The organism is Rathayibacter sp. VKM Ac-2804 (assembly GCF_009866655.1).
Taxonomy (GTDB): domain Bacteria; phylum Actinomycetota; class Actinomycetes; order Actinomycetales; family Microbacteriaceae; genus Rathayibacter.
The window spans coordinates 536,060-561,588 of record NZ_CP047420.1 but is presented as its reverse complement, the minus strand read 5'-3'; the positions used below and the strand labels follow the sequence as shown (position 1 = coordinate 561,588).

The window sequence follows — 25,529 nt, the reverse complement described above, 5'->3', positions numbered from 1 at the left end:
CCCCGCTCCTAGCCTGACGACCGGCGCGATCGGGACCACCTCGCTCCACCGTTCCCCTGGAGGTCGCCGTGCGCCGCATCATGACCGGCCTCGCCGCGCTGGCGGCGCTCGCCGTGGCGATGCCGCTCCTGGGCGCGATCGGCGGGTCGGCCGACGCCGCGGAGAGCGCAGCACCCGCCGCCGCCGTGGCCCTGGCCGCTCCGGCCGCTGCGGAGGGCTGGACGACGGTCTTCGCGGACGACTTCGACGGCGCCGCGGGCAGTCCCGTCGGTCCGGCGTGGATCCACGAGCTCGGCACCTGGGGCACGGGCGCCGTCGACCGCACCACCGACTCGACGGCCAACGTGTTCCTCGACGGCGCCGGGAACCTCGCCGTCCGTGCACTGAGGGATCAGGCGGGGGCCTGGACGTCGGGCCGCATCATCACGCGCGACACGTCCTTCTCCGCTCCGGCGGGCGGCCAGCTGCTGATGACCGCGTCGATCCGCCAGCCGAACCCCGTGCAGGCGACCGGCTACTGGCCGGCGTTCTGGGCGCTCGGTCTGGACGAGAACGGCGCGATCGACTGGCCGCGGACGGGCGAGATCGACATCCTCGAGGCGGTCAACGGGACCTCGCAGGTCATCCAGACCTTCCACTGCGACCTCGTCGACGCGGGCGAGTGCGACGAGCCGTACGGTCTCACGAGCGGCCTGCAGGACTGCGCGGGCTGCCTGACCGCCTTCCACACCTACTCCGCCCTGGTCGACCGGCGCGTCGCAGGGCAGGAGCGGCTGCAGTTCCTGGTCGACGGCGAGGTGCGGCACACCGTCGAGCAGGCCGGCCTGAGCGCGGAGGCGTGGAGCGCGGCCATCGGCAACGACTACTTCCTCATCCTGAACCTCGCCATCGGCGGGGGCCTGCCGAACGGGGTGTGCGGCTGCGACAGCGCGAGCACCCCGAAGTCCTCGGGCGGCACGATGAGCGTCGACCATGTGGCCGTCTACCGGTCCGAGGCACCGGCGGCACTCGGCGCTCCGACTCCGTCGATCCAGGGGACGCCGAAGGTCGGCTCGACCCTCACGGTGCAGCCGGGCGCCTGGACGCCCGCGCCGGTCGCGCTCGCCTATCAGTGGAGCGCCGACGGCGTCGCCCTGAGCGGAGCGACCGCCGCGGCCTACACGCCGACGAGCGGCACCGTCGGCAAGCGGATCTCCGTCACGGTCACGGGCACGAAGGCCGGCTACCCGGCGGAGAGCCGCACCGCGCCGCCCACCGCGGTCGTGGCGAAGGGGACGCTGACCGCGCCGACTCCGACGATCACGGGGACGGCGAAGGTGGGCTCGACCCTCACCGCGAAGACGGGGACCTGGGGACCGGCCCCGGTCGCCGTGAAGTACCAGTGGCGGGCGGACGGGACCGCGATCTCCGGTGCGACGGCGGCGACCTACGTCCCGACCACCTCGGTGGTCGGGACCCGGATCACCGTCTCGGTCACCGGCACGAAGACCGGCTGGACGAGCGCCGTGCGCACCTCCGCGGCGACCGCCGCCGTCGTGCGCTGATCCGGGCGACCGCGCGTCAGCTGTGCTCCCCGCGACGTCGGGGCACGATGCGCATCACCGCGGTGCCGGCGGCGATGAGCGCGAACGCCGCGAGCCCCCACCAGAGCGAGTCGAAACCGGTGGCGGCGAGCGCTCCGGCGCCCAGTCCGGCTCCGGCGGAGGACGAGAGGTTGTTGTACATGGGTTTCTCCTTCGATCACCAGGCGCGCTGACGTCGTGTCAGCGCGTCCAGGTAGGCCTTGGTGTGGACGATCTGCAGGAACAGATCGAGGAACAGCTCGTACATCAGGCCGGCGAGCAGCATGTGCTTCCAGCCCCGGTCACGGACGGTGACGACGCGCTCGACGACGAAGATCAGGGTGACGGCGAGCCAGAACGGCTGGATCGAGAGCCCGCCCATCACCAGCGCGTACACGACGGTCGCGAGGTAGACGTAGGTCACGAAGCAGCCGGCCATGGTCAGCAGCTGGCGACCCCAGTAGGGCCAGGTGACGCGGGTGAGGCCGTACTGCACGCAGTTCTCGACGGCGCCGCGCTTCCAGCGCAGCCGCTGGTTCCAGAGCTCGCGCCAGGTCGGCATGATCTCGGTGACGAGCGTGCAGCCCGCCGGGCTCAGCACCTCGTAGCCGAGGTGCTTGATGGCGAAGGTGAGCTCGTTGTCCTCGGTCAGGACCGTCGTGTCGTAGATGCCGCCGCGACCGTCGCCGGCGGGGATGCGCCCGTCGCGCCGGGCGCGGCTGATCTCGCGCAGCAGCGCGCCGCGCAGCACCGCGGCCGTCCCGGTGACGACGAGGCACTTGCCGTTCAGGCGGCGGACGTCGCGGGCGTAGCGGGCGTACTCGTTGCGCTGGAGGTGGCCGACGAGCCCGCCCCCGGGGGTGCCGCGGAAGACGCCGCCGACGGCGCCGATCCGCGCGATGCCGATCTTCAGGCGCGCGATCGCGAGGAAGTCCGGGTCGAGGGCCGAGTCCGCGTCCTGCACCAGGACGAGGTCCTCGTCCTCGAGCTCGAGCAGCAGGACCTCGAGGAACTGGTTCAGGGCGCCGGCCTTCTTGGCCGTGTTGCCGGTCGTGGCGTAGACCTCGGCGCCGTGCGCGAGCGCGATCTCGGCGGTGCGGTCGGTGCAGTTGTCGGTGACGACGACGATCCGGTCCGGCGGCGACGTCTGGGTCTGCAGGCCGAGGATCGCGGCGGCGATCCCCTCCTCCTCGTCGTGCGCGGGGAGGACGGCGACCAGGCGGCCGACGGGCTTCGAGGTGTGGCGTCCCTCGCGGACCGGCGGGGCGGCCGGCGCCGCGGGGGCGGCCGGCGCGGTGCGGGCCGGAGTGCGCGCCCAGGACCGCTCGCGGGTCGGGGCGTAGCCGATCGGCATCGCCTCGGTCGAGGCGGCGGAGCGGGTGGTGAAGGGGGCGGGCAGGGGTGTGGTGAGCTCGTCGGCCGTGCGCGGCGGGGTGTTCCGCGCAGGGGTCGGCGGCTCAGCGGGCAGGACGCCCGCGGAGTGCGCGGTCAAGGCCAGGATCCTCAGTCTTCGGGTGCTTCGGGGGGGGTGGGGAGGCGCGCCGAAGCCACTCCGCAGGCGATTCGGGTCGCCGGAGGAGGGTGATGAAGAGGGGACGTGCCTGCTCTCGGGTGAGCACTGTCGGCACGCAGCAGATCAATCAGCATCGGGTTGCTTGGTGATCACCGTACGGTCCCGCCGAGGTTGATGCAAGAGCATGGAGAATGAACGTTCTCGCAGGATCGAGCGCTGTCCTCGCATCGGTCACACGTCGCGGGACGTCTGCCGTCCGGCTCCAGCGGCGACGCGGCGCGGGTGCAGGATGAGCGCATGACCCTCCTCCGCGTCCGGATGCGCCCGCGCGCCGTCGACGAGCCGCACCGGGTGTCGTCGCCGCTCGAGCTGCTCGTGGACCTGACCTTCGTCGTCGCGATCGCGCAGATCGCCGCGCAGCTCGCGCACGCGACGGAGGAGGGGCACCTCGGCGAGACGGTCCTCCCCTTCGCGATGGTGTTCTTCGCGATCTGGTGGGCCTGGATGAACTTCACCTGGTTCGCCTCCGGCTACGACACCGACGACGTGCCCTACCGGCTGCTCACGCTCGCGCAGATGGGCGGCGTGCTCGTGCTCGCGGCGGGCGTGCCGACGGCGTTCGAGGAGGGCGACTTCACGGCGATCACGGTCGGCTACGCGATCATGCGGTTCGCTCTGGTGAGCCAGTGGCTGCGGGTCGCGGTGTCGTCGCCGGAGCAGCGGGTCTCGGCGCTGCGCAGCGCCGGCGGGTTCTCGATGGTGCAGGTCGGCTGGCTGCTGCGGCTCCTGCTGCCGGAGCAGTACGGGGTGGTGAGCTTCGTCGTGCTGGCGGCGCTCGAGCTGGCGGTGCCGCTCTGGGCGCTGCGCGCGGGCGAGTCGAGCTGGCATCCGCACCACATCGCCGAGCGCTACGGGCTGTTCACGATCATCCTGCTCGGCGAGGGCGTGCTCGCGGCCGTGACCGGAGTGCAGCAGGCGGTGACGGAGTCGGGCGTGAGCTCCGCGCTCGTGCTCGTCGCGGCCTGCGCGCTGGTGATCGTCTTCGCGCTCTGGTGGCTGTCGTTCCTGCATCCCTCGGGCGAGCTGCTCGAACGGCGGCGCGGCCTCTCCTTCGCCTGGGGGTACGCGCACTTCGTGATCTTCGCGGCGCTCGGCGGGCTGGGAGCCGGGCTCGAGGTGGCGGTCGCGGCGACGGCCGGGCACCTGGAGGCGAGCGACACCGTGGTCGGCGGCGCGGTCGCCGTGCCGGTGGCCGCGTACCTGCTGACGCTGTGGGCGGTGCACCTGCCGCTCGGCGAGCGCCGCCCGCTCCGCGCGGCCCTCGTCGTACCCGCCTCCCTCGCGGTCCTGGCGACCCCTCTGCTGGCCGCACCCCTGGGCGTCGGCGCCGCCCTGGCGGCCGTCGCCCTCCTCTGCGCGGCCCTGGTGGCCGCCGCCCTGACGCTCCCCCGCATCTGATCCCCGCCGCGAGATGCCACTTATGAGCACGACACGCCGTGAGAAGTGTGCACAAGCGGCATCTCGATGGCCGGAGAACGAAGTCGCCCCCGAATGTTCATCCGCCCCCTCTAGGGTGACGTCACTCAGAACCGGTCCGCCGGCGATGGACCGGATCCGCAGGCTGCGATGATCCCGCGAGGGGTGCCGGCCGGCAGTCGCCTCGCCCGTTCGCGGTCGCTCCCCCGGCGCCGCACGACCGCGGCTGGAGTCAGCATGGCGCACCCCCTTCCCCCCACGCAGCACCTCCCCTTCGCCCACGGCGGCGGCACGACGATCGGGATGCTCTCGACCTTCCCGCCGACCCGCTGCGGCCTCGCCACCTTCGCCCAGTCGCTCGGCGACGCCCTGACGGCGGAGCACGGCGCGACGATCCGCACCGTCCGGGTGATGGACGAGCTCGCCGTCCCCGGCTCGGCCGTCGGCCGGAGTGTCGTCGCCGAGCTGGTCGCGGGCGATGCGGCGAGCATCGCGGACGCCGCGGCCGAGCTCAGCCGCACCGACGTCGCCGTGATCCAGCACGAGTACGGCATCTTCGGCGGCCCCGACGGCGACGAGGTCCTCGCGCTGATGGAGCAGCTCACGGTCCCGGCGATCGTCGTGCTGCACACCGTCCTCGAGACGCCCAGCGACACGCAGCGCTCGGTGCTGGAGCGCGTCGCCGCCCTCGCCGACGCGGTCGTGGTGATGACCGCCGTCGCCGCCGAGATCCTCGAGCGCCGCTACTCCGTCGACACCCGCAAGGTCGGCGTCATCGCCCACGGCGTGCCGGTCTGGACGGGCGGCGCCGAGCGCACCGCCGCTGCCGCCGACTCGAGCGCGACCCCGCAGATCATCACCTGGGGCCTGATCGGCCCCGGCAAGGGCATCGAGTGGGGGATCCGCGCCACGGCGCTCCTGCGCGACGCGGGGGTCGACGCCCGCTACACGGTGTTCGGGCAGACCCACCCCAAGGTCGTCGCCTCGCACGGGGAGGCGTACCGCGAGTCGCTCGCCGCGCTCGTCGCCGAGCTCGGGCTGGAGAAGCAGGTCGTCCTCGACGGCCGCTACCTCGACCCGGCCCAGCTCGCCGCCGCGGTCGCGCAGGCCGACGCGGTGCTGCTCCCCTACGACTCCCGCAACCAGGTCACCTCCGGCGTGCTGGTGGAGGCGCTCGCCGCCGGCCGCCCCGTCGTCGCGACCGCGTTCCCGCACGCGCTCGAGCTGCTGACCGGGAACCGCGGCCGCACCGTCGCGCACGAGGACCCCGCTGCGATGGCCGACGCCCTGCGCGAAGTGCTCGCCGGCACCACGGTCGCCGCGCCCGATCTCGACGTGCTGTCCGGCAGCACCCTGTCCTGGCCCGCCGCGGCCAGCCGCTACCTGGACCTGGTCGAGCGCCTCCGGGTGGAGCGGGCGGCGTGACGCCTGCGCAGGTCCTCTCGCCCGCGCTCCCCTACTCCCACCTCGACGCGCTGACCGACGCCGGCGGGCTCTTCGAGCACGCGCTGCTCGACGTGCCTCGCCGCGAGCACGGCTACTGCGTCGACGACGTGGCGCGCGCGCTGATCGTGGTCGTGCAGGAGCCGGAGCAGTCCGAGGTGACGAGGCGGCTGACCGAGCAGTACCTGCGCTTCCTCGAGCGGGCGACCGCCGCCGACGGCGCGGTGCGCAACCGGGTCTCGGCCGAGGGCGACTCGCCGGAGGAGCCGTCGCTCGGCGACTGGTGGGGCCGCGCCGTCTGGGCCGCCGGCGTCGTCGCGGCGCGGGCGGAGCTGCCCCTGACCCGGCACCGCGGGTCGCGGCTGTTCCTGCGCCTCGCCGCCCGGCGCTCGCCGCACCTGCGCGCGATGACCTCCGCCGTGCTCGGCGCGGTCGAGGTGCTCGCGGCGCATCCCGAGAACGCCGCGGCCGCGCAGCTCGTCGCGGACGGCTCCGCGCTGCTGCACGATGCCGCCGAGGCCGACTGGCCCTGGCCGGAGCCGCGGCTGCGCTACGCGAACGGCTGCGTCCCGGAGGCGCTGCTCGCGGCCGGCGCGGCGCTCGGCGACCCCGTGCTGCTCACCCGCGGCTTCCACCAGCTGGCGTTCCTGCTCGCGCTCGAGTCCGGCGAGAACGGCCTGTCGGTCTGCGGAGTCGCGGGCCGCGGCCCCGGCGAGACCGGCGCGCTCTTCGACCAGCAGCCGATCGAGGTCGCGGCGCTCGCGGCCGCCTGCGCCCGCGCGCTGACGATCGAGGAGGACCCGCTCTGGCGCGACGGCCTGGCCGCGTGCTGGGCCTGGTTCCGCGGGGTGAACGACTCCGGGACCGTGATGATCGACCCGCTCACCGGCGCCGGCTACGACGGACTGACCCCGACGGGCCGCAACGAGAACCGCGGCGCGGAGTCGACCATCGCCGCCCTGCACACGTCGCTCGTCGTCCGCCGCGCGGAGCTCGCGCAGGCGGCCGCGGCGTGACGGGCACGCCTGTCCCGCCTGTCCTGCGCGGCCTGCGCGTCGGGATGCTCGCGCCCGTCGCCTGGCGCACCCCGCCGCGGCACTACGGGCCGTGGGAGCGGGTGGCGAGCCTGCTCACCGAGGGCCTGGTGCGCCGCGGGGTGGACGTGACGCTGCTCGCGACCGGCGACTCCGCGACCGCCGGCCGGCTCTCGAGCGTCGTGCCGGAGGGCTACGCCGAGTCCGGTGCCGACGGGCGGGTGCAGGAGTCGCTGCACATCGCGCACGCGCTCGCCCGCTCGCGGGAGTTCGACCTCGTGCACAACCACCTCGACTGGCTGCCGCTCGCGCTCGCTGCGCAGTGGCCGGTGCCGCTGGTGACGACGGTGCACGGCTTCTCCGGCCCGGGCATCCTGCCCGCGTACCGCGAGGCGCTGCGGCACCCCCTGACCGCGAACCTGGTCTCGATCTCGGAGAGCGACCGCTCGCCCGAGCTCGACTACGTCGCGACGGTGCACCACGGGATCGACCTGTCGGAGCTGCCGTTCTCGGCGGCCGGCGGTCAGGACCTGGTGGTCCTCGGCCGCATCCACCCCGACAAGGGCACGGCGGAGGCGATCCGCATCGCGGCGGGCGCGGGCCTGCGCCTCGTGATCGCGGGCATCGTGCAGGACGAGCGCTACTGGCGCGAGGAGGTCGAGCCGCACATCGACGGCGACCGGGTGGTCTACGCGGGCTCCGTCGGGCCGGCCGACCGCGCCGCGCTGCTCGGCTCGGCGCTCGCGCTGGTGCACCCGATCGGCTTCGACGAGCCGTTCGGCCTCTCGGTGGTCGAGGCGATGGCCTGCGGCACCCCCGTGATCGCGTACCGGCGCGGCTCGATGCCCGAGATCGTCGACGAGGGCGTCAGCGGCTTCGTCGTCGAGTCCGCGGCGGAGGCGGTCGCCGCGGTGCCGCGCGCCCGCCTGCTCGACCGCGCGCTCGTCCGCGAGACGGCCCTCCGGCGCTTCGCCGTCGAGCGGATGGTCGACGACTACCTCCGCGTGTACGCGCGGGTGCTGGGGCGCTGACGGGGCCTCCGCGAGATGCCACCTGTGAGGCGATTCCTCGGCGTGTCGGGCTCATAGGTGGCATCTCGCGGGCGGCCGACGCTCCCGAGTCGGGGGGGGCGTGAGCGTCGCCGTGGGTGAGGGGCAGCGTCAGAGCGCCGCGTCAGAGTGACGGCGCCCGCAGCGTCGGCGGCACCAGGCCCTCGGCGGCCAGCAGCCGGGCCGCGCCGAGGGTCGAGAGGTCGGCGCCGTGCGCGCCGATCAGCTGCGCCGCGAGCGGCAGGCCCGAGGCCGCTCCGAGCCCGATCGGGAGAACGGTCGACGGGCCGGTCGCGAGGTTCGCCATGCAGCTCCAGCGGCCGATCACCCGGCGGTCGGCCTCGGCGAGCGGGAAGGCGGGCGCCGCGAACGGCACCGCAGGCGCGAGCACGACGTCCACCCCGGCGATGTCCCGCTCCCACTGATCGCGCAGCCGCAGCTGCTCGTCCCAGTCGGCCCAGACCTGCGCGATCGGAGCGCCCGAGCCGCCCGGGTAGGCGATCTCGTGCAGGACCAGCCGGTCGAACAGCGCCTCGGCCTCCGCGGTGCCGAGCACGGAGGGGCCGAGATCGACGACCGTCGCACCGGCCTCGCGGAGGCGGTCGGCGAGGGTCACCAGCGCCGCCGCCGTCTCGTCGTCGACCGGGGCGCCCTCCTCCTCGAGCCACAGCCCCACGGTCAGCTCGCTCAGCCGAGAGGACCGCGGCTCGGGGAGGGCGAGCCGCCACGGTCCGGCTGCGGTCGACCCGGCGAGCACGGCGAAGAGCGCCGCGGTGTCGTCGGCGCTGCGGGCGATCGGCCCGGCGACGGAGGCGGACGGCTCGAGCCGGGTGCCGACCGGCCAGGGCAGGTGCCCGCGCTTGGAGATCACTCCGCTGCTCGGCCGGTGCCCGCAGACGCCGTTCCAGGCGGCCGGCACCCGGATCGAGCCGGTCAGGTCGCTGCCGAGGTCGCCCCAGGACAGCCCGGACGCGACCGCCGCGGCGGACCCGCCGGAGGAGCCGCCCGCCGTCAGCTGCGCGCCCCACGGGTTCACCGCGCGGCCGTGCACGTCGTTGGCGGTGTCGAACGAGTCGAGGAACGGCGGCACGCTCGTCTTGCCGAGGATCACGGCGTCCGCGGCCCGCAGCGCGGCGACCGCGGGGGCGTCCGCGACGGAGCGGTGCACGCTGTCCGCGGTGCCGACGCTGCCGTCGAGCCCGGCGACGTCGAACGAGTCCTTGACCGTGACCGGGACCCCCGCGAGCGGCCCGAGCGGCTCCCCGCGCCGCCGGCGCTCGTCGACCGAGGCGGCGGCGCGGAGGACCGCCTCTTCGTCCCACGCCACGACCGTGCCCGACTGCGCCGCGACGGCGGCGAGCCGGTCCGCGGCGACCTCGACGGCCGAGACGGCCCCGACGGCGAGCGCGGCGCGCAGCTCGGCGATGCTCCCGACACTCACGCTGCCGTGCTCGCGATGCTCGTCGGGCTGCTGGGCCTGATGGGGGTGCTGGGGGTGCCGGGGGTGGCCATGGGCGCCTCTTCCGTGATCACGACGGCGGACTCGGCTGCCGTGCCCGACGACACTATCCGGCCGCGCGTCCGCGTCCCGCTCCCTCGAAGTCCGGGCGCGCGAGCCCTCGCTCCCGGGTCCGCCGAGGCGGGCACGTTGGACGCCCCCCATCAGGGGCACCGCGCGCCGCTTGCCATTGCCTCGGCCGCCGGCCCCTCGCTAGCTTTCGAGGACCGATCCCTTCCCTCGTCGACTCCCGACACCCCCGCCCGCGATGCCGCGTCCGCGAGGGAGGAGGGATCGCGCCGAGGGACCGGAGCGGCCCGATCCGCCCTCTCGAGAAAGGCGACACGATGTCGTCATCGCTCCACCTCTCCTGCACGCTCCCCGCCGCGGTGGTGGCACTGTGAGGGCCCCGCGCCGCTCACGGGCCGCCCTGATCGCCGCCGCGGTGATCGCCGGCACCGTCGGCCTCACGCCCGCCCTCAGCGCCGCCGCCGCGCCCGCCGCCTCGACGGACGTCACCTGCACCGACGGCGCCCCGGTCAGCGCCGTCGTCGCCGGCGACACCGGCGGCCCGGTCGGTGGCACGGGGACCACGACCCTCGGACTCGCCGTCAACGGCGTCACCGCCGACCAGACGACCGTTCCGGCGACCGGCGGCCCGTTCGCCTTCGACTCGGTGCCCGTCACGACGGGAGACACCCTCGTGGTCTGGGCGGGCAGCTCGGCCAACGTGCAGTACACCTACCGCGTCACTGCGGCGTCCTGCGACGACGGGTCGACCCCCACGCCGACGCCGACCGCCACCGGCACCCCGACCGCGACGCCCACCGCGACTCCGACGGCCACTCCCACCGGGACGCCGACCGCGACGCCCACGGCCACGCCCACCGCGACGCCCACTGCCACGCCCACCGCCACCCCCACGCCCGGTGGCCCCGTGGTCGTCACCCGCATCGCCGGCGTCGACCGCCAGGACACCGCCGCGAAGGTCTCGGCCGCGACGTTCAAGGCGAACGTGCCGGTCGTCTTCATCGCCACCGGCGGCAACTTCCCCGACGCCCTCGCCGCGGCACCCGCCGCCGCGAAGCAGAACGGCCCGCTGCTGCTGGTCGACCAGGACTCGATGACGCAGCCGGTCCGCGACGAGCTGCGCCGCCTCAAGCCGAGCAAGATCGTCGTCGTCGGCTCGAACCTGAGCGTCAGCGACCGCCTCGTGACCGAGCTCGCCGCCTACGCGAAGACCGGCGAGGTCCAGCGCATCGGCGGCGTCGACCGCTACGACACCGCGGCGAAGCTCGTCGAAGCCGCGTTCCCGAAGGGCTCCTCGCAGGCCTGGCTCGCCACCGGTGAGAAGTTCCCCGACGCCCTCGCCGCGGCCGCCGCGGCCGGCTCGGTCCGGGCCCCCGTCCTCCTGGTGAACGGCGGACTCAGCGCCGTCGACGACACCACCCGCTCCCTGGTGCAGGGCCTCGGCGTCAAGAAGCTGACGATCGCGGGCGACCCGCTCTCGGTCAGCACCGGCATCGAGAACTCGTTCCGCATCACGCCGATCCGCATCGGCGGCGTCGACCGCTACGACACCTCGGTCCAGCTCAACCGCGCCGCCTTCACCGCCGCGTCGACGGTCTACCTCGCCACCGGCGAGAAGTTCCCCGACGCCCTCTCCGGAGCGGCCGCCGCCGGCTTCACCCGCAACCCGCTCTACACGGTGAAGCCCGACTGCGTCCCCCAGCCCGTCCTCGACGACATCAAGAGCCTCGGCGCCACCAGCGTCGTGCTCCTGGGCGGCACCGGCACCCTGTCCGACGGAGTGGCGAGCCTGACGGCCTGCCGCTGATCACAGCCTGACGACCGGGGCCGCCCGGTCGGCCCGGACGGAGCGCCTCGCGCCCCCGTCCCGCCGACCGGGCGGCCCCTCTCTCTGCGCCCTGAAGCCCACCCGCCACTGACTCGCTCGAGACGGCCGCCGAGTCGCCCGAGAAGGCGCGTTCTCCACCCCGAGAACGAGCCTTCCCGGGCGAGTCGATGGATGCGAGGAGCGGGGCCCCCTCGCGATGGGCTTTCGCGATCCTTCGTCAGACGTGGAGACGCATCCTTCTCGTCGCTGCTCGACACGTGATGAGATGTGACCACTCCCGATCGCGGAGCACCCCTCTTATTCGATAGGCGCCGACGATGGACGACGAGATCCAGTTGATTCAAGATGCTGACGGTATCGCTGTCATCGGTGAGCCCTCAGCGGTCGAGCGATTCCTCAGCACTGCCGGCTTGTCCTCCAGCGATCTTCGACTTGATCGCCTTCGCCCCGCCGTCGGTGCCGCATCCTCGGCGATCCATGCGGCGTCTGCCATTGCTGCCGGGTCGGGCCGATGGGTCAAGCTCACCGAGGAATCCGCCGCCGCACTTCATAAACACGGCCAGATGGTGAGCACCAAGACCGGGCTCGGTATGGGCGTCGTGCAAGGAACGGACGGCCGCATCAAAGGGATAGTCCAGTTCGCTACCACCGGTCCTGCAGCACTGCTGACCAATCCCGCCGCCCTGAGCAGCGTTGCCGGGTTAATGGCGCAGGCCTCGATGCAGAAGTCGATCGACGAGATCAACGAGTACCTCTCGGTCATCGACCAGAAGGTCGACGATCTGATGCGCGGTCAGAAAGATGCAGTGCTCGCCGACATGATCGGCGTCGATCTGGTCATCGAAGAGGCGATGTCCATTCGCGAGACGACCGGTCGGGTTTCAGATGTGACGTGGTCGAAGGTGCAGTCGACGTCGCTCTCTCTCGCGCGTACGCAGGCTTACGCACTACTGCAACTCGACGTTCTCGCCGAGAAGACCGAAGGTGTGACGAAGCTCGGCGACGTCGCCCGGACGACTCGCGAAGTCGAGCCGAAAGTGCGGGAGTGGCTCGCAGTGCTCGCCCGTTGCTTTCAACTTCAAGAAGCGAGTGCGCTCCTCGAGCTGGACCGCGTTCTCGATTCCTCCCCCGATGACCTCGATCACCACCGTCTCGGTCTTCAGGCAGCTCGCAAGGACCGCCTCCAGCGGATCGCCCGAAGCACGGAGCGCCTGATCGACCGGATGGACGCTGCCATCAGCAGCGCGAACTCGAAGGTCCTCATGAATCCTTTGTCCGCTCGCGCGGTCGTCGACTCCTGCAATGTCCTCGCGAGCGATGTCGTCGTCTTTCAAGTTCACCTCGGACTGGAACGGCTGCGGGAGACGGCGAATGCACGGGGCTGGCTCGCTGCCGCCAACGAAGTTCGGGACAGGGTGCTCGAGACCGGCGCCGGGGGCATAGGAGCTGCACGGCGGCTCGGAGATGAGACGGCCGGTCGTGGGCGGGCGATCGCCGACAAGCTCTCACTTCGCCTCGCCGAGGGCGCGCTTCGACGGCGCGCGGAAGGTGCAGCCGACACCGTCGATGAAGAACCGACGACGGATCAAATCAGCTAGAAGGCAGCAATCACGATCCTCCTGTCCGCAAGCGGACACGTCCGCAAGCGGCTCTTCCGCCGGGCCGCGCGCGTTGTCAGACTCGACCGACCCCTCTGCGTTCGCGGCGGGGCCACTCCCGCACCCACCTCAGGAGCCCCGTCCGTGAGCAAGAGCGCGCACCAGGCCTCCGCTCCGGCCGCGACCGGCGGGACCGACGAGGCCGGGACCCGTGCGACCGGCGAGGCCGAGACCCACGGGACCGACGGCATGGGGACCCACGAGGCCGCAACCGGCGGGACTCACGCGGCCGCAACCGGCGGGACTCACGCGGCCGCAGCCGACGGGACCACCGAAGCCGGAATCCTCGCCGCCGCCCCCCGGCGCCCCCTCCGCGCCTGGCTGAGCGCCGGCTCCTACGGCCCCACCGACCTCACGCGGCGCGGCGTCCTGCTGGTCGTCGTGTCGTTCCTCGCCGTGCTCGTTCCGGTGGTGACCCTCACCCTGCTCGACGTCGACTCGCACGTCTCGCTGAAGGTCTGGATACTGGCCGTCACCGTGATCGCGCTGCTCGGGGCGCTGCTGCGCGTCGTCGCGGACATGCGGCCGGGGCCGCGCAGCGACCTCGACCGGGCCGGCAAGGCGGTCGGGGCGGTCGCCGCGCTGTTCACCGCGCTGGCCGTGATCATCGACTGGAGCCTGCTGCACCTGTAGCCGGAGCCTGCTGCAGATCCAGCCTGCGGGCTGCTCAGCTCGCGGGCAGGAACCGCACCGGCAGCTCGGCGATGGACAGCCCCGACTCGCGCAGCGCCTCCTCGATCGCGGCGTGCTCGGCCTCCGGGGCGGTGACCTGGATCTTGTCGACGCCGTCGCTCTGCGTGCCGTCGCTGCTGTCGAAGTAGCCCGTCACGCCGTGCCGCTCGATCAGCTCGGCCAGCAGCCGGGCGTAGCGCTCCTGCTCGCCGGGCCGGACGAGGACGCTCAGCGTCGAGCCGCTGATCTCGACGAGGCTCCCGGCGGCGATTCCCCCGGCGTCCCGGAGGTCCTCGGCGCGGGCGACGAGCGGCAGGAGGTCGACGACGCCCGCGGGGTCCTCGAGCGCGATGAGCGAGAAGCGCGAACCCTCGCCGCCGACGCCCTCGCGGACCGCGGCCTGCAGCTCGAGGCCGTCCGCGACGCCGTCGAGCGGGCCGAGCAGTCCCGCGGGATCGACGCCGAAGTCGGGGCAGCGCGCGCCGGCCGGGCGCTCGTCCGCGGGGCTGCTCACTCCGAGCGCGGTGCCGCCGTCCGTCCGCACCCGGACCGACCAGGACACGGGGTCGGCGTACTCGGTCGCGCAGGCGGTGTCGAGCAGCGCGGCGAGGCCGGCCCGGTCGACGTCCACACCGATCCAGGAGGTCGGGTCGGCGAAGACGGGCGCCTCGACCCAGCGCGCGGACTCCGGGGCGCTCACGCCGGGCAGGGCCGCGACCTCCGCCGTCAGCCGGTCGAAGCCGGGGTCGGGCCGGTCGAACTGCGTCTCGCTGATCGTCCAGCTGAACAGCGTCGCCCCGCCGACGGCGAGACCGGTCGCGGCCACCGCCGCGAGAGGGAGCCACCAGCGCTTCGTCATGCGACCACCCTCCCTCCTCGCGCGCGACGGCACCAGAGCCGCATGCTGCGAGCGGGCGAACACCGGGCGAACGGACGCCGCCGGGCAGAATGGAACGGTGCCGCTTTCCCCCGCCGATCCGCTCCGCGACGACCTCCCCGGCGACGGCCGGGACGAGACCGAGAACGAGCGGCTCGACCGCAACTGGGCCGAGATCCTCCAGGAGCTCCGCGTCATCCAGACCGGCACGCAGATCCTCACCGGGTTCCTGCTCGCGATCGCCTTCCAGCAGCGCTTCGAGGACCTCGATCTCTTCCAGACCGACGTCTACCTGGTGCTCGTCAGCGGCTCGGTGCTCGCGACCCTCCTCGGGCTCGCGCCGGTCAGCCTGCACCGCGAGCTGTTCCGCCGCCGGGCGAAGCGGACCCTGGTTCGCGCGGCGGACGTCCTGCTGCGCCTCACGCTGATGGCGGTGGCCCTCGTGCTCACGGGCACAGTGCTGCTGATCTTCGACGTCGTCACGACGCGACCGCTGGCGATCACGATGGCGTCGATCACGGCGGTCCTGATCGTCGGGATCTGGCTCGCGCTGCCGTGGCGGATCCGGCGGCGGGGGTAGGCTGCGCCCCCCACATGCTGGTCGAGTAGCCCGCAGGGCGTATCGAGACCCACCACCATCAGCACGCGGGGCCTGCAGACCCGCCCTCCGAACGCGCCGGATCTCGATACGCCCGCTCCGCGGACTACTCGATCAGCAGGGCGGCTGCAGCGTCGCGAGCGCCTCGTCGAAGCTCTCCGCGGAGGCGAGCACGCCCTCCGGGCCGATCGCGATCCACCGGCCGCGGTCGCGCAGCAGCAGGCCCAGCTCCTCGGCCGGCCGGCGGCGGGTCCGGCGCAGCTCCAGCACGAACACTCCCGGACCGGTCTCCCGGATCTCCGCCGTCCGGCGATCGGGCAGTCTCAGCGGTACACGCTCCACTCCTTCTTCGCCACGCGGGTCTCCTGGCCGTCGACGGCCACGATCCACGCGCCGTCGGTCTTCGCCAGCACGCGGCCGCGCAGGTACTGCGGCTCCCAGCCGTCGGCGCGGTGCACCCACTTCACGAAGCGGGCGAAGCGGCCCGGCATCACGTCGTCTCTGGACATGGCGTCCTCCCCCGTCGTCGGAGGCCGCGCCGGAGTCGTCTGTCGTGCTCCGGATGCGGCCGGATGACTGCAATGTAGGACGCGCTCAGCGGCCAGGAGGAGACCCTTGACGGATTCGACCGCGTGGGCAACACCTGTCGGGGATCGCCCGGATCCGCGCCGACGAGCGCCGGATCAGCGCTCGGTCAGCACCGGATCAGCGCCCCAGCAGCCCCAGCACGCGCCGCTTCACGGGGTGCAGCCGGTACGCCGCGTACCGCACCGCCGGGTGGGCCAGCGCGCGCAGCCGCCGCGGCAGCGTGCTCCGCGCGGCCACCGCCTCGGCGTAGATCGCGGCCTGGGTGCGCGCCGCCGCCGCGAGGCTGAAGCGCTCGACGACCACCTCGCGCCCGAGCGCGCCGAGCCGGTCGCGCAGCTCCGCGTCCTCCGCGAGCGGCGCCAGGATCCCGGCGAGGCGCCCCGGCCCGTCGACGCCGTCGCCGAGCGAGTACCAGCCGCCCTCGAGGAAGAACGGCAGCGACTCCGGTGTCAGCAGCCGCCAGAACGCCCGCTCGCCCTGCACGACGAGCGGCTTCGCGAACGCCATCCCGCGCAGCGCACTGCTGCCCATGCCGAGCACGATGTCGGCGACCGCGTAGGCGTCGCGCGGGTCGAGCATCTGCCCGGTCAGCGTCACCAGGTCGCGGGAGCGCCCCGCGTTCACGCGGTCGGCCGCGGCCTGCAGCTCGCCGCGGACCGGGCCGTCGCCGACGACGATCAACCGCAGGCGGTGCTCGTCGCCGATCGCGCCGACCGTCTCGATCGCCGCGAGGATCCCCTCGCGCTTGAGATCGACCACCAGCCGCGCCACTGTGACGATCGCGATCTCGCCCTCCGCCACGTCGAAGCGCGCCCGCAGCTCCGCCACCCGCGCCGCTTCCGCGACCGGCGCGTTCAGCTCCGTGTCCACCGGCGGCTCGATCAGGTGCAGCACCGGCCGGCGCCGCGACTCCTCCTCGAGCAGCTCGACCACGCCGACGATCATCGGGAACGCCGCTGGCACGAAGTCCGGCACCTCCGGCGAGAGCACCGTGGTGACCACCGGCACGCCGTCGATCAGGTGCGGCCCGAAGGCGGCGTCCATCGTCGGCGCCCACTCGTAGGCGTGGATCAGATCGATCCGCCGCTCGCGGACGATGCGCCGCAGCCGCGCCATGCTGCGGAAGGACAGGCGGGGCCCCTTCTCGGGCGCCTCCTCCCAGTCCAGCCCGAGCTCGGCGACCAGCGGCCGCAGATCGCCGTCCGGTCCGTAGACCACCGCCTCGTGCCCGAGCGCGGCCATCCGCCCGGCCAGCTCGATCCCGTTGATCTGGCTGCCGCCCACCTCCATCGTGTGCAGGCAGGTGAGGATGCGCATCAGACGGCCGGGGCGGAGGCGGCGGCCGGGGAGGAAGGCACGGCCTCAGCCTGCGCCGCGACCTGCCGCCGCGCCTCGTCGATCGTCGCCAGCACCGAGACGACCTCGTCGTGCGGGTGCACCGGGGACTCCACGAGCCCCGCGGCGACGTAGGAGGCGAACGCCGTCGCCTGGAAGGACAGCGCGCCGTACGGCCACGGCCCCTCGTCGGTCCAGACCTCCGAGTCCTGTCCCGAGCTCATGCTGCCGAGCGTCAGCGTCACGCCGCTCGGGCCGAAGAACGGGCTGTGCACCGCGAGCCGCCCCTCCGAGCCGAGCACCATCGCCTCGACCGGCAGCGACGTCTGGAGCGAGGTCGACAGCAGCGCGCGGGCGCCGGAGCCGGTGGTCAGCAGCAGGTCGGCGCTCGCGTCGACGCCCGTGGACGGGTCGACGGTGCCGGAGGCGACGACCGAGACGGGCGCGCCGAGCACCGAGGACGCGAACGAGATCGGGTACACCCCGGCGTCCAGCAGCGCGCCGCCGCCGAGCTCCTTCGCCCAGAGCCGCCCGGTCGGATCGACCGGGACGGAGAAGCCGAAGTCGGCGGTGACCAGGCGCAGCTCGCCGAGCACTCCGCTCTCGACGACCTGGCGGATGACGTCGGCCTGCGGCAGGTAGCGCGCCCACATCGCCTCCATCACCAGCAGGCCGGCCGCGCGGCCCGCGTCGGTGATCTCGCGCGCCTCGTCCGCCGACATCGCGATCGGCTTCTCGATCAGCACGTGCTTGCCGGCGGCGATCGCGGCGAGCGCCTGGGCGCGGTGCAGCGGATGCGGAGTGGCGATGTAGACGGCGTCGATCCCGGAGTCGGCGACCAGCTCCTCGACGGTGGCGTGCACGGTCGCGATGCCGTGCTTCTCGGCGAAGGCGCGCGTCTTCTCGGCGTCGCGCGCCGTGACGGCGACGGCGCGCTGGGTCGAGCGGGAGTGGATCGCAGCGACGAACGCGTCGGCGATGCCCGTGCCGATCACGCCCCAGCGCAGGGCGGGGACGGAGGCGGGGTCGATCGTTCGCGGAGCGGGGAGGGTGACGGGCACCGCTGCATCCTACGGCCGCGGCTCCGCACCATCGAGGGGCTCCGGCCACCGGACGCGCTCGAACACCGCGCGGAGCCGCGCCCCGCGGCCGGGGTGCACCGCGCTCACCCAGGCGATCCGGCCCAGCAGGTGCGCCCGGAGGTCCGGCACAACCGCGCGGTTCTGCCCGGCCGGTCCGTGCACGGCGCAGTTGTGCAGGATCGCGTGCAGCCGGTCGATGTCGGCCCGCCGGACGGCCGGGTGCGCGTTGACGACGATCCCGGTGACGCTCTGCCGGGTGGACGCGGGGCGCAGCCGCGTCTTCCGCGGGTTCACCGCGTAGCCCGCGCCCTCGACGATCCGGGCGGCCCCGCGCGCGAACGCCTCCGCCCGCCGGGCGAACCGCGCGTCGCCGCTGAAGGCGAGGTCGTCGGCGTAGCGGGTGTAGCGGGCGCCGGCCGCCTCGGCGTAGCCGGTCAGCCGCGCGTCGAGGCGGCGCAGCGCCAGGTTGGCCAGCGCGGGCGAGGTCGGCGCGCCCTGCGGCAGGTGCGCGAGCGCGAGGGAGCGGCGGAGCGCGGCCCGCTCCTCCGGCTCTCCGCCCGCGGGCATCCGGTGGATCGCGGCGACCGGCACCGCGTGCGTGCACAGCCCGGTGAGCGCGTAGGCGACCGCCTCGGGCAGCCCCTCGCCGCGCAGCAGCCGGAAGACCCGCGCCGCGGTCACCTGCGCGAAGAAGCGCTGCAGATCGAGGGTGATCAGCATCGCCGAGCCCGCGTGCACGGCCGCCCCGGTGATCGCGCTGCGCCCCGGGACGAAGCCGTGCGCGGCCGGATGCACGGGCGCCAGGCCGATGATCTCGTCGAGCACGCTCCGCTGCACCGCGCGCAGTCGCGAGCGCGGCACCTCGAGCAGCCGCGGCGCGCGACCCGGCCGCTGCCGCCAGACGTGGTCGTAGTTCTGCAGGGCGCCGGGACGCGGAGCGCCGGCGGGCGTCCGGCGGTTCCACTGCCCGAGGTCCGCGAAGCCGTCGAGCTGCGCGGGGGTGAGCCCGAGCAGCCGGGCGAGGTCGTCCCGCCCGTCGATCGCCGGCACCGGGGAGGAGGAGGGCAGCGCCCGCGCGGCGACCGGCGCGAGGTGCGCGACCACCGGCTGCGCGCGCTCCGGGAGCAGCCCCGCGATCACCTGCGCGAGCTCGCGCGGCGCGTCGAGCGGCGGGTGCGGGAAGGCGACGAGCACGGCGGTGACCAGCGGCCCGAGCCAGCGGCGGCGGGCGCCGAGCGCGTCGGCGGCGCGGCGCGCAGTGCGGCCGGGGTCCACTCCGCGCCGAGGAACGCGTGCGCGAGCGCCTCGACGACCGCGTCCCGTCCGTGCACGACGACCCCCCGCCTCGTGCGCTCCAGCCTAGGCTGGGCGGCGCCGCCCCTCCGGGCGAGGCGGACGGGGCACGCGCTGCACCGTCCTCTCCGGGGTCACCCCGGGGCACGTGGATCGACCAGGCATCACGCCGCAGGCACCCACCCGCGCTCCGCGCGGCACAGCGCCAGCACAGCTCGACAGGTCGCCCGGAGGGACGGTCCCACCGGTGCGCGCGGCCGCGCGAGTACCCGCCTGATCCGGAAAGCGCACTCACCCGATTCGGGGGTCGACCGGGGCCGGGGCCCGCTCTAGCCTTTCTGCACGAGCACGGTGCGACGGCGCCGTGAACGATCACGGACACGATCACGGAGGAGGCGCGGATGGACACCTGGAGGCACCGCCTGCCCACCGAGGACTGGACGCCGCTGTTCTCCGGCCCCGTCGACTCCGTGCCCGCCGAGGCGCTCGACGCCGCCGCGCGCATCCTCCGGCTCCTCCCCGACATCGAGCAGCTGACCATCGGCACCCCCGACGGGCCGATCATCGCCGAGCGCGGCTCGTCGGCGGCGGCCTGGCAGGCGGCCGACCGGGTCGCGATGGCCCTGCTCGCCTCCTCCCCCGCCGTCACGGGCGTCACGGCGCGCGCCTTCGACGCCCGCGACGGCGTCCGGCATGCGACCCCCGAGGACCCGTTCCTCACCCGCGAGGGCGGCCGGGCCGCGGCCCTGCGCGCCTCCGCGGACCTCGGCGAGATCTCGGCCGAGGAGGCCGAGCGCCGGCACGCCGAGCTCCTCGCGGGAGAGGACGCCGACGACCCGCTCGAGGCCCTCTGGGACGCGGACGCGGCCTCGCACCGCTGACGCACGCCCGACCCCGTCCGGCTCTCCGACCGGGCCTTCGCATCGTGCCCGATATGTGCAAGAGTGTGCATACGACAATACGTCCGCGGTCGTCGCGGCGAGCGGAGTGCAGGGAGTCGCATGGGACACGACCACGGGCACGCCGGCTCTGCGGGCTCCGCCGCCGCCCGCCACCGCCGCCCGCTCGTCCTCGCCTTCGCTCTCACCGCCGCGTTCGCCGTCGTCGAGTTCGTCGTCGGCGTCTCGACCGGCTCGCTCGCGCTGATCTCCGACGCCGCGCACATGGGCACCGACGTGATCGCGCTCGGGATGTCGATCGCCGCGATCTCGCTCGCCGCGCGCCCCGCCGCGAAGGCCCGCACTTACGGCTCCTACCGGCTCGAGGTGCTCGCCGCGCTGGCGAACGGCGTGCTGCTCTTCGGCGTCGCCGGCTTCGTGATCGTGGAGGCGGTCCGCCGCTTCGCCGAGCCGCCCGCGGTGCCCGGGGCGCCGCTCCTGATCACCGCGATCATCGGCCTGGCGGTCAACCTGGTCAGCCTGCGCCTGCTCTCGGCCGGCGCGAAGGAGAGCATCACCCTGCGCGGGGCCTCGCTCGAGGTGCTCGGCGACGCACTCGGCTCGGTCGGCGTGATCCTCGCCGCGATCGTGCTGCTCACCACCGGCTGGGCCTGGGCCGACCCGATCGTCGGCGTGCTGATCGGCCTGCTGATCCTGCCGCGCACCTGGTCGCTGACCCGCCAGGCGCTCGGGATCCTGATGGAGTCGGCGCCCGCGCACGTCGACCTCGCCGCGGTCGAGCGCGACGTCTGCGCGGTCCCCGGCGTGCTCGCCCTGCACGACCTGCACGTCTGGACCATCACCTCCGGCATGGAGAGCGCGACCGGCCACATCGTCGTCGCCCCCGACGCCGACTACCGCGAGGCCCTCGCCGGAGTGCTCGCCGTCCTGCACGACGACCACGGCATCGACCACGCCACCATCCAGTGCGAGCCCGAGGCGTTCCGGGAGCGCCCGCGCACGGTCTGAGCGCCGCCCCTCCGCCCGCCCGCGGCCCTTCCGCCTGTTGACGTCAACATGTAGGGTCGGAGGCCACGGGCGTGTTCACGTGAACAGCTCCCCTTTCAGAGTTGAAAGAGAGACGCATCGATGTCCATGTCCACTGCCAGACGCACTCGCCGGAAGGCGGGCCGGATCGCCGCGCTCGCCACGAGCGCCGCCCTCGCCGCCGGAGCGCTGCTCGCGCTCCCCGCGGCCGCCGCCCCCGCGCAGGCCGCCGACGCCTTCCGCATCACCCCCAACCCCGCCGCCGCGGGCGAGTCGTTCGAGGGCTGGGGCACCAGCCTGGTCTGGTTCGCCAACGCCACCGGGAACTACCCGGAGGCCCTCCGCGAGGAGCTCTACCAGAAGGTCTTCGGCGACGACGGCCTCGACCTGAACATCGCCCGCTACAACATCGGCGGCGGCAACGCCTCCGACGTGAAGGACTACCTCCGCCCCGGCGGCGCGGTCGAGGGCTGGTGGAAGCAGAACCCGGCCGGCGACGCCGCGACCTACGGCGGCACCAGCACGAACTACGCCGACCGCGACGCGCTCCTGGCGAAGTGGAACGCCGGCGACGCCTCCTCCTACGACTGGACGAGCGACGAGACGCAGCGCTGGTGGGTCGAGAAGCTCGCCGAGGAGAAGCAGATCTCGCACTGGGAGGCGTTCGCCAACTCCGCCCCCTACTTCATGACCGAGAGCGGCTACGTCTCCGGCGGCTTCAACGCCTCGAGCGAGCAGCTGAAGCCCGCCGCGGAGGCGAAGTTCGCGCAGTACCTCGCGACCGTCACCGCGCACATGGAGGACGAGTACGGCATCGAGTTCGACACCCTCGACCCGTTCAACGAGCCGAACACCAACTACTGGGGCACGCAGCTCACCAACGGCGTCCCGACCGGCGGACGGCAGGAGGGCATGCACATGGGCCCGACCCGCCAGGCCGACCTGATCCCCGACGTCGCCGCCGCCCTCGCCGCTTCCTCGAGCGACGCCGGCATCGCCGCGATGGACGAGACCAACCCCAGCATCTTCAAGACCAACTGGGCCGCCTACTCCGCCGCCGTCCGCGCCGAGGTCGACCGGATGAACGTGCACACCTACGGCACCTCCGACCGCCTCGCCGTCCGCGACCTCGCCAAGCAGGCCGACAAGGACCTCTGGATGAGCGAGATCGAGGGCAACTGGGTCGCGGGCTACGACCCGGTCAACATCGAGAACGGCCTCGGCATCGCGGGCCGCATCAACGACGACCTCCGCGAGCTCGAGCCGAAGGCCTGGGTGCTCTGGCAGCCGGTCGAGGACCTCTACAACATGAGCCCGAAGGGCGAGAACCTCAACTGGGGCTCGATCTTCATCGACCTCGACTGCACGCCGTACCAGGAGGGCGGCGCCGAGGTCTGGAAGTCCGCGCGCCGCGTCGCGGACGCCGGCGGCGACTCCACCAAGGCCCCGGTCTGCGGCGTCGAGACGAACTCGAAGTTCAACACGATCCGCAACTTCACCAAGTTCGTCCACGAGGGCGACCACCTGATGCCCACCAACGACACCTCCTCCACCGCCGCCGTCCGCGGCGACGGCAGCGGCGCGACCGTCGTGCACACCAACACCGGCGCGACCGCGAAGACCGTCGTGCTCGACCTCTCCCGCTTCGGCAGCATCGCCGCCGGCGCGACGGTCACCCCCTACGTCACGACGCAGGCCGCCTCGGCCGCCGCGCCGACCGGCAACGCGCTGGTCGCGAAGCCCGCGGTCACCATCGACCGGGAGTCGCGCACCGCGACCGTCACGGTGCCCGCCAAGTCGGTCACCTCCTTCTCGATCGACGGCGTCTCCGGCGTCGCCGACTCCGCCCCCGCGCTGCGCGACGGCCACCGCTACCAGCTGGTCGGCACGCAGAGCGGCAAGGCGCTGACCGGCAACCCCACCGGCGCCGCGACCACGATCACCACCCTCGCCACCGACTCCACCGCCGCCGCGAAGCAGAGCTGGACCGTCCGCGAGGTCGCCCCCGGCGAGCGCGAGGCCACCCGCCGCGTCATGCTGCAGAGCAGCGACGGCCGCGTGCTCGGCGCCACGAGCGCCGGCACCGACCTGCGCACGCTCTCGGTCGACGCCGCCAAGGCCGACGCCGCCACCCGCTGGATCGTCAGCACCACCGACGGCACCGCCTACACGCTGGTCAACGAGTCGATCGGCCTCTCGCTCGACGTCAACGGCCAGTCCAGCACCGAGAACACCGCGGTCGGCGTCTACGGCTCGAACGGCGGAGCGAACCAGTCCTGGACGCCGCGCGACCTCGCCCCGTCCGCCGCGCAGACGGTCGCCGTCCGCACCACCGTCGGCGTCGCGCCGACCCTGCCCGCCTCGATCGCGCCGCAGTACGCCTGGGGCACCGGCGCACCGGTCGCCGTCACCTGGCAGCGGCCGGCCGACTCGGCCTACGCCGCCGCCGGCCGCGTCGAGGTGACCGGCACCGCGACCGACCTCTTCGGCCAGTCGATCCCCGTCACCGCGCTCGTCGACGTCGGCGGCCTCACCGCCACCGACCCGGCGTCCCTCACCGTCGCCGCCGGAGCCTCCGTCGCCGCAGTGCAGGCCGCGGCTCCCACGACCGTGCCGGCCCGCGTCGGCGCCTCGACCAGCACCTTCGCGGTGCCGGTCGCTTGGGACTGGACGCCGCTGACCACCGCCTCGCTCGCGGCGCCCGGATCGGTGACGATCTCCGGCACCGCGACGGCCGACGGCCAGACCCTCCCCGCCACACTGACGGTGCTGGTCACCGCGGGCACCCTCCGCAACTTCAACCCCGACGCGGGCATCGTCGCGACCGCGACCTCGTCGGAGTCGGGCTACGGACCGGAGCGCACCCGCAACGGCGTCGACGGCGACAAGGGCTGGTCCAACTGGACGAGCGGCACCAAGGCCGCGCAGAGCAGCCTGACCTACACCTTCCCCGCCACCCGCCAGGTGCAGCAGGTGTCGGTGCAGTTCCAGCGCGACGGCGGCACCAGCTGGGCGCAGAGCTACCAGCTGCAGTACCAGGGCGCCTCGAGCACGACCTGGACCGCGGTCCCCGGCTACGAGTCCGCGGTCGCGCTGGCCGCGCCCGCCGACGGCACCGCGCCGACGCTGTCCGCGACCTTCGCGCCGGTGACGGCCAAGGCCTTCCGCGTCGTGATGAACGCCTACGCCAACACGCACCTCATCGTGTCGGAGACGAAGCTGTACGAGTCGGTGGCCTCGCCCGCCGCGGTCGCCACCCTCGGCGCCCTGCGCGTGAACGGAGTCGGCGTCGCCGGCTTCGATCCGGCCCGCGGCTCCTACGCCGTGACCGTCGACGGCACGACGATGCCGGTGCTCACCGCGGTGGCCACCGACTCGGCGGCCCGGGTGCGCGTGACGCAGCCGACCACCGCGAACGGCGGAGTCGGCACCGTCGTGGTCACCTCGGCCGACGGCACGGTCTCGCAGACGACGACCGTGACCGTGACACTGAAGGCGCCCGCCGCCCTCGCCGTCGCGGTGACGGCGACGACCCGCTGCATCGCCGGCAAGGTCACCCTGACGGTCACGGCGCAGAACAACGCGTCGGTCCCCGTCTCGATGACCGTCGCCTCCGCCTACGGCTCGAAGGAGTTCACCGGCGTCCTGCCCGGCAAGAACGCCTCCGCCGCCTTCTCGACGCGCGCCGCCTCGGTGCCCGCCGGCCAGGCCACCGTCACCGCGACGGCCACCGTCGACGGCACGCCCGTCACCACGGTGATCCCCGCCGGGTACTCCGCGCGCAGCTGCTGACGCCCTGCCTGCCGGTCGAGCAGCCGCGCAGCGGATCGCTCATGCTGGTCGAGTAGCCGCGCAGCGGCGTATCGAGACCCACCCGCCGAACACGTGGATCTCGCTACGCCCGCTCCGCGGCCTACTCGATCAGCATGAAGACGCGGCAGCATGCGAACGCGGACCTTCCATGCTGGTCGAGTAGACGCGAAGCGGCGCGCTCATGCTGGTCGAGTAGCCGCGCAGCGGCGTATCGAGACCCACCGCGCTCAGCACGGCGGGCCTGCAGACCCCTGA

21 protein-coding genes are annotated in these 25,529 nt (G+C 73.8%); 12 read left to right on the top strand and 9 right to left on the bottom strand.

The window, feature by feature from the left end; translation table 11 throughout:
• The first annotated feature begins 68 nt into the window (after positions 1-68).
• Positions 69-1,544: a family 16 glycosylhydrolase gene (locus GTU73_RS02640; protein ID WP_160086736.1), complete on the top strand. Its 1,476-nt coding sequence runs from the start codon at positions 69-71 to the stop codon at positions 1,542-1,544.
• A gap of 16 nt (positions 1,545-1,560) precedes the next feature.
• Here GTU73_RS02640 and GTU73_RS18915 read toward each other — a convergent pair whose 3' ends face one another.
• Entirely contained in the window at positions 1,561-1,725 is a 165-nt protein-coding gene (locus tag GTU73_RS18915) for a hypothetical protein (RefSeq protein ID WP_164874589.1), read from the bottom strand.
• 15 nt (positions 1,726-1,740) lie between these two features.
• A complete protein-coding gene (locus GTU73_RS02635) occupies positions 1,741-3,054 on the bottom strand; it encodes a glycosyltransferase family 2 protein (RefSeq protein WP_244231744.1) in 1,314 nt (437 codons plus the stop codon).
• A gap of 318 nt (positions 3,055-3,372) precedes the next feature.
• Here GTU73_RS02635 and GTU73_RS02630 point away from each other — a divergent pair, with 318 nt between their 5' ends.
• The 4 genes from GTU73_RS02630 to GTU73_RS02615 all read left to right on the top strand — a co-directional run bounded on the left by GTU73_RS02630 (position 3,373) and on the right by GTU73_RS02615 (position 8,059).
• Positions 3,373-4,533, top strand: coding sequence for a low temperature requirement protein A (locus tag GTU73_RS02630; RefSeq protein WP_160086734.1), 1,161 nt, complete (start codon positions 3,373-3,375; stop codon positions 4,531-4,533).
• A 255-nt stretch (positions 4,534-4,788) separates the two neighbouring features.
• Positions 4,789-5,976 (top strand): glycosyltransferase, encoded by a 1,188-nt coding sequence (locus GTU73_RS02625; RefSeq protein WP_160086732.1) that lies wholly within the window; start codon positions 4,789-4,791, stop codon positions 5,974-5,976.
• Positions 5,973-7,010, top strand: coding sequence for a glycosyltransferase (locus GTU73_RS02620; protein WP_160086730.1), 1,038 nt, complete (start codon positions 5,973-5,975; stop codon positions 7,008-7,010). Before GTU73_RS02625 ends, GTU73_RS02620 begins: the two co-directional genes overlap by 4 nt.
• Positions 7,007-8,059 (top strand): glycosyltransferase family 4 protein, encoded by a 1,053-nt coding sequence (locus GTU73_RS02615; RefSeq protein ID WP_244231743.1) that lies wholly within the window; start codon positions 7,007-7,009, stop codon positions 8,057-8,059. The genes GTU73_RS02620 and GTU73_RS02615 overlap by 4 nt, the downstream gene beginning before the upstream one ends.
• A 142-nt stretch (positions 8,060-8,201) precedes the next feature.
• Here the strand turns inward: GTU73_RS02615 and GTU73_RS02610 are convergent, their stop codons facing one another.
• The gene (locus tag GTU73_RS02610) at positions 8,202-9,518 is read right to left on the bottom strand and encodes an amidase family protein (protein WP_160086728.1); all 1,317 of its coding nucleotides are present in this window, start codon (positions 9,516-9,518) and stop codon (positions 8,202-8,204) included.
• Between the two features lie 457 nt (positions 9,519-9,975).
• Between GTU73_RS02610 and GTU73_RS19445 the strand changes: the two genes are divergently transcribed.
• The 3 genes from GTU73_RS19445 (at position 9,976) to GTU73_RS02595 (ending at position 13,724) form a co-directional block, all read left to right on the top strand.
• On the top strand, positions 9,976-11,412 hold the full coding sequence (locus tag GTU73_RS19445; protein WP_160086726.1) for a cell wall-binding repeat-containing protein: 1,437 nt from the start codon (positions 9,976-9,978) through the stop codon (positions 11,410-11,412).
• A 338-nt stretch (positions 11,413-11,750) separates the two neighbouring features.
• Positions 11,751-13,031: a hypothetical protein gene (locus GTU73_RS02600; protein WP_160086724.1), complete on the top strand. Its 1,281-nt coding sequence runs from the start codon at positions 11,751-11,753 to the stop codon at positions 13,029-13,031.
• A gap of 144 nt (positions 13,032-13,175) precedes the next feature.
• Positions 13,176-13,724, top strand: coding sequence for a hypothetical protein (locus GTU73_RS02595; RefSeq protein WP_160086722.1), 549 nt, complete (start codon positions 13,176-13,178; stop codon positions 13,722-13,724).
• Positions 13,725-13,758: 34 nt separating this feature from the next.
• Here the strand turns inward: GTU73_RS02595 and GTU73_RS02590 are convergent, their stop codons facing one another.
• Positions 13,759-14,622 (bottom strand): hypothetical protein, encoded by an 864-nt coding sequence (locus GTU73_RS02590; RefSeq protein WP_160086720.1) that lies wholly within the window; start codon positions 14,620-14,622, stop codon positions 13,759-13,761.
• Positions 14,623-14,719: 97 nt separating this feature from the next.
• Here GTU73_RS02590 and GTU73_RS02585 point away from each other — a divergent pair, with 97 nt between their 5' ends.
• Positions 14,720-15,220: a DUF6328 family protein gene (locus tag GTU73_RS02585; RefSeq protein WP_160086718.1), complete on the top strand. Its 501-nt coding sequence runs from the start codon at positions 14,720-14,722 to the stop codon at positions 15,218-15,220.
• A 132-nt stretch (positions 15,221-15,352) separates the two neighbouring features.
• Here GTU73_RS02585 and GTU73_RS02580 read toward each other — a convergent pair whose 3' ends face one another.
• The 5 genes from GTU73_RS02580 to GTU73_RS02560 form a co-directional block, all read right to left on the bottom strand.
• Positions 15,353-15,514 carry a hypothetical protein gene (locus GTU73_RS02580; protein ID WP_160086716.1) on the bottom strand — a complete coding sequence of 54 codons (162 nt, stop codon included), beginning with the start codon at positions 15,512-15,514 and terminating at the stop codon, positions 15,353-15,355.
• Between the two features lie 47 nt (positions 15,515-15,561).
• Positions 15,562-15,747 (bottom strand): hypothetical protein, encoded by a 186-nt coding sequence (locus GTU73_RS02575; protein ID WP_160086714.1) that lies wholly within the window; start codon positions 15,745-15,747, stop codon positions 15,562-15,564.
• A 196-nt stretch (positions 15,748-15,943) separates the two neighbouring features.
• Positions 15,944-17,143, bottom strand: a complete 1,200-nt coding sequence (locus GTU73_RS02570; RefSeq protein WP_160086712.1) for a glycosyltransferase — start codon at positions 17,141-17,143, stop codon at positions 15,944-15,946.
• Entirely contained in the window at positions 17,143-18,222 is a 1,080-nt protein-coding gene (locus GTU73_RS02565) for a Gfo/Idh/MocA family oxidoreductase (protein ID WP_160086710.1), read from the bottom strand. Before GTU73_RS02565 ends, GTU73_RS02570 begins: the two co-directional genes overlap by 1 nt.
• Before the next feature lie 9 nt (positions 18,223-18,231).
• The gene (locus tag GTU73_RS02560; protein WP_160086708.1) at positions 18,232-19,518 is read right to left on the bottom strand and encodes a reverse transcriptase family protein; all 1,287 of its coding nucleotides are present in this window, start codon (positions 19,516-19,518) and stop codon (positions 18,232-18,234) included.
• 419 nt (positions 19,519-19,937) lie between these two features.
• Between GTU73_RS02560 and GTU73_RS02555 the strand changes: the two genes are divergently transcribed.
• The 3 genes from GTU73_RS02555 to GTU73_RS02545 all read left to right on the top strand — a co-directional run bounded on the left by GTU73_RS02555 (position 19,938) and on the right by GTU73_RS02545 (position 25,253).
• Positions 19,938-20,417 carry a hypothetical protein gene (locus tag GTU73_RS02555; RefSeq protein WP_160086706.1) on the top strand — a complete coding sequence of 160 codons (480 nt, stop codon included), beginning with the start codon at positions 19,938-19,940 and terminating at the stop codon, positions 20,415-20,417.
• A 120-nt stretch (positions 20,418-20,537) separates the two neighbouring features.
• The gene (locus tag GTU73_RS02550) at positions 20,538-21,443 is read left to right on the top strand and encodes a cation diffusion facilitator family transporter (protein WP_160086704.1); all 906 of its coding nucleotides are present in this window, start codon (positions 20,538-20,540) and stop codon (positions 21,441-21,443) included.
• Between the two features lie 126 nt (positions 21,444-21,569).
• Positions 21,570-25,253 carry a glycoside hydrolase gene (locus GTU73_RS02545; protein ID WP_160086702.1) on the top strand — a complete coding sequence of 1,228 codons (3,684 nt, stop codon included), beginning with the start codon at positions 21,570-21,572 and terminating at the stop codon, positions 25,251-25,253.
• The last annotated feature ends 276 nt before the right edge of the window (positions 25,254-25,529 follow it).

Bases quoted from the DNA above. Each gene is read 5' to 3' on its own strand.
- GTU73_RS02570 (WP_160086712.1), bottom strand. From the start codon at position 17,143: ATGCGCATCCTCACCTGCCTGCACACGATGGAGGTGGGCGGCAGCCAG.
- GTU73_RS02575 (WP_160086714.1), bottom strand. From the start codon at position 15,747: ATGTCCAGAGACGACGTGATGCCGGGCCGCTTCGCCCGCTTCGTGAAG.
- GTU73_RS02630 (WP_160086734.1), top strand. From the start codon at position 3,373: ATGACCCTCCTCCGCGTCCGGATGCGCCCGCGCGCCGTCGACGAGCCG.
- GTU73_RS02545 (WP_160086702.1), top strand. From the start codon at position 21,570: ATGTCCACTGCCAGACGCACTCGCCGGAAGGCGGGCCGGATCGCCGCG.
- GTU73_RS02550 (WP_160086704.1), top strand. From the start codon at position 20,538: ATGGGACACGACCACGGGCACGCCGGCTCTGCGGGCTCCGCCGCCGCC.
- GTU73_RS02625 (WP_160086732.1), top strand. From the start codon at position 4,789: ATGGCGCACCCCCTTCCCCCCACGCAGCACCTCCCCTTCGCCCACGGC.
- GTU73_RS18915 (WP_164874589.1), bottom strand. From the start codon at position 1,725: ATGTACAACAACCTCTCGTCCTCCGCCGGAGCCGGACTGGGCGCCGGA.
- GTU73_RS02600 (WP_160086724.1), top strand. From the start codon at position 11,751: ATGGACGACGAGATCCAGTTGATTCAAGATGCTGACGGTATCGCTGTC.
- GTU73_RS02555 (WP_160086706.1), top strand. From the start codon at position 19,938: ATGGACACCTGGAGGCACCGCCTGCCCACCGAGGACTGGACGCCGCTG.
- GTU73_RS02590 (WP_160086720.1), bottom strand. From the start codon at position 14,622: ATGACGAAGCGCTGGTGGCTCCCTCTCGCGGCGGTGGCCGCGACCGGT.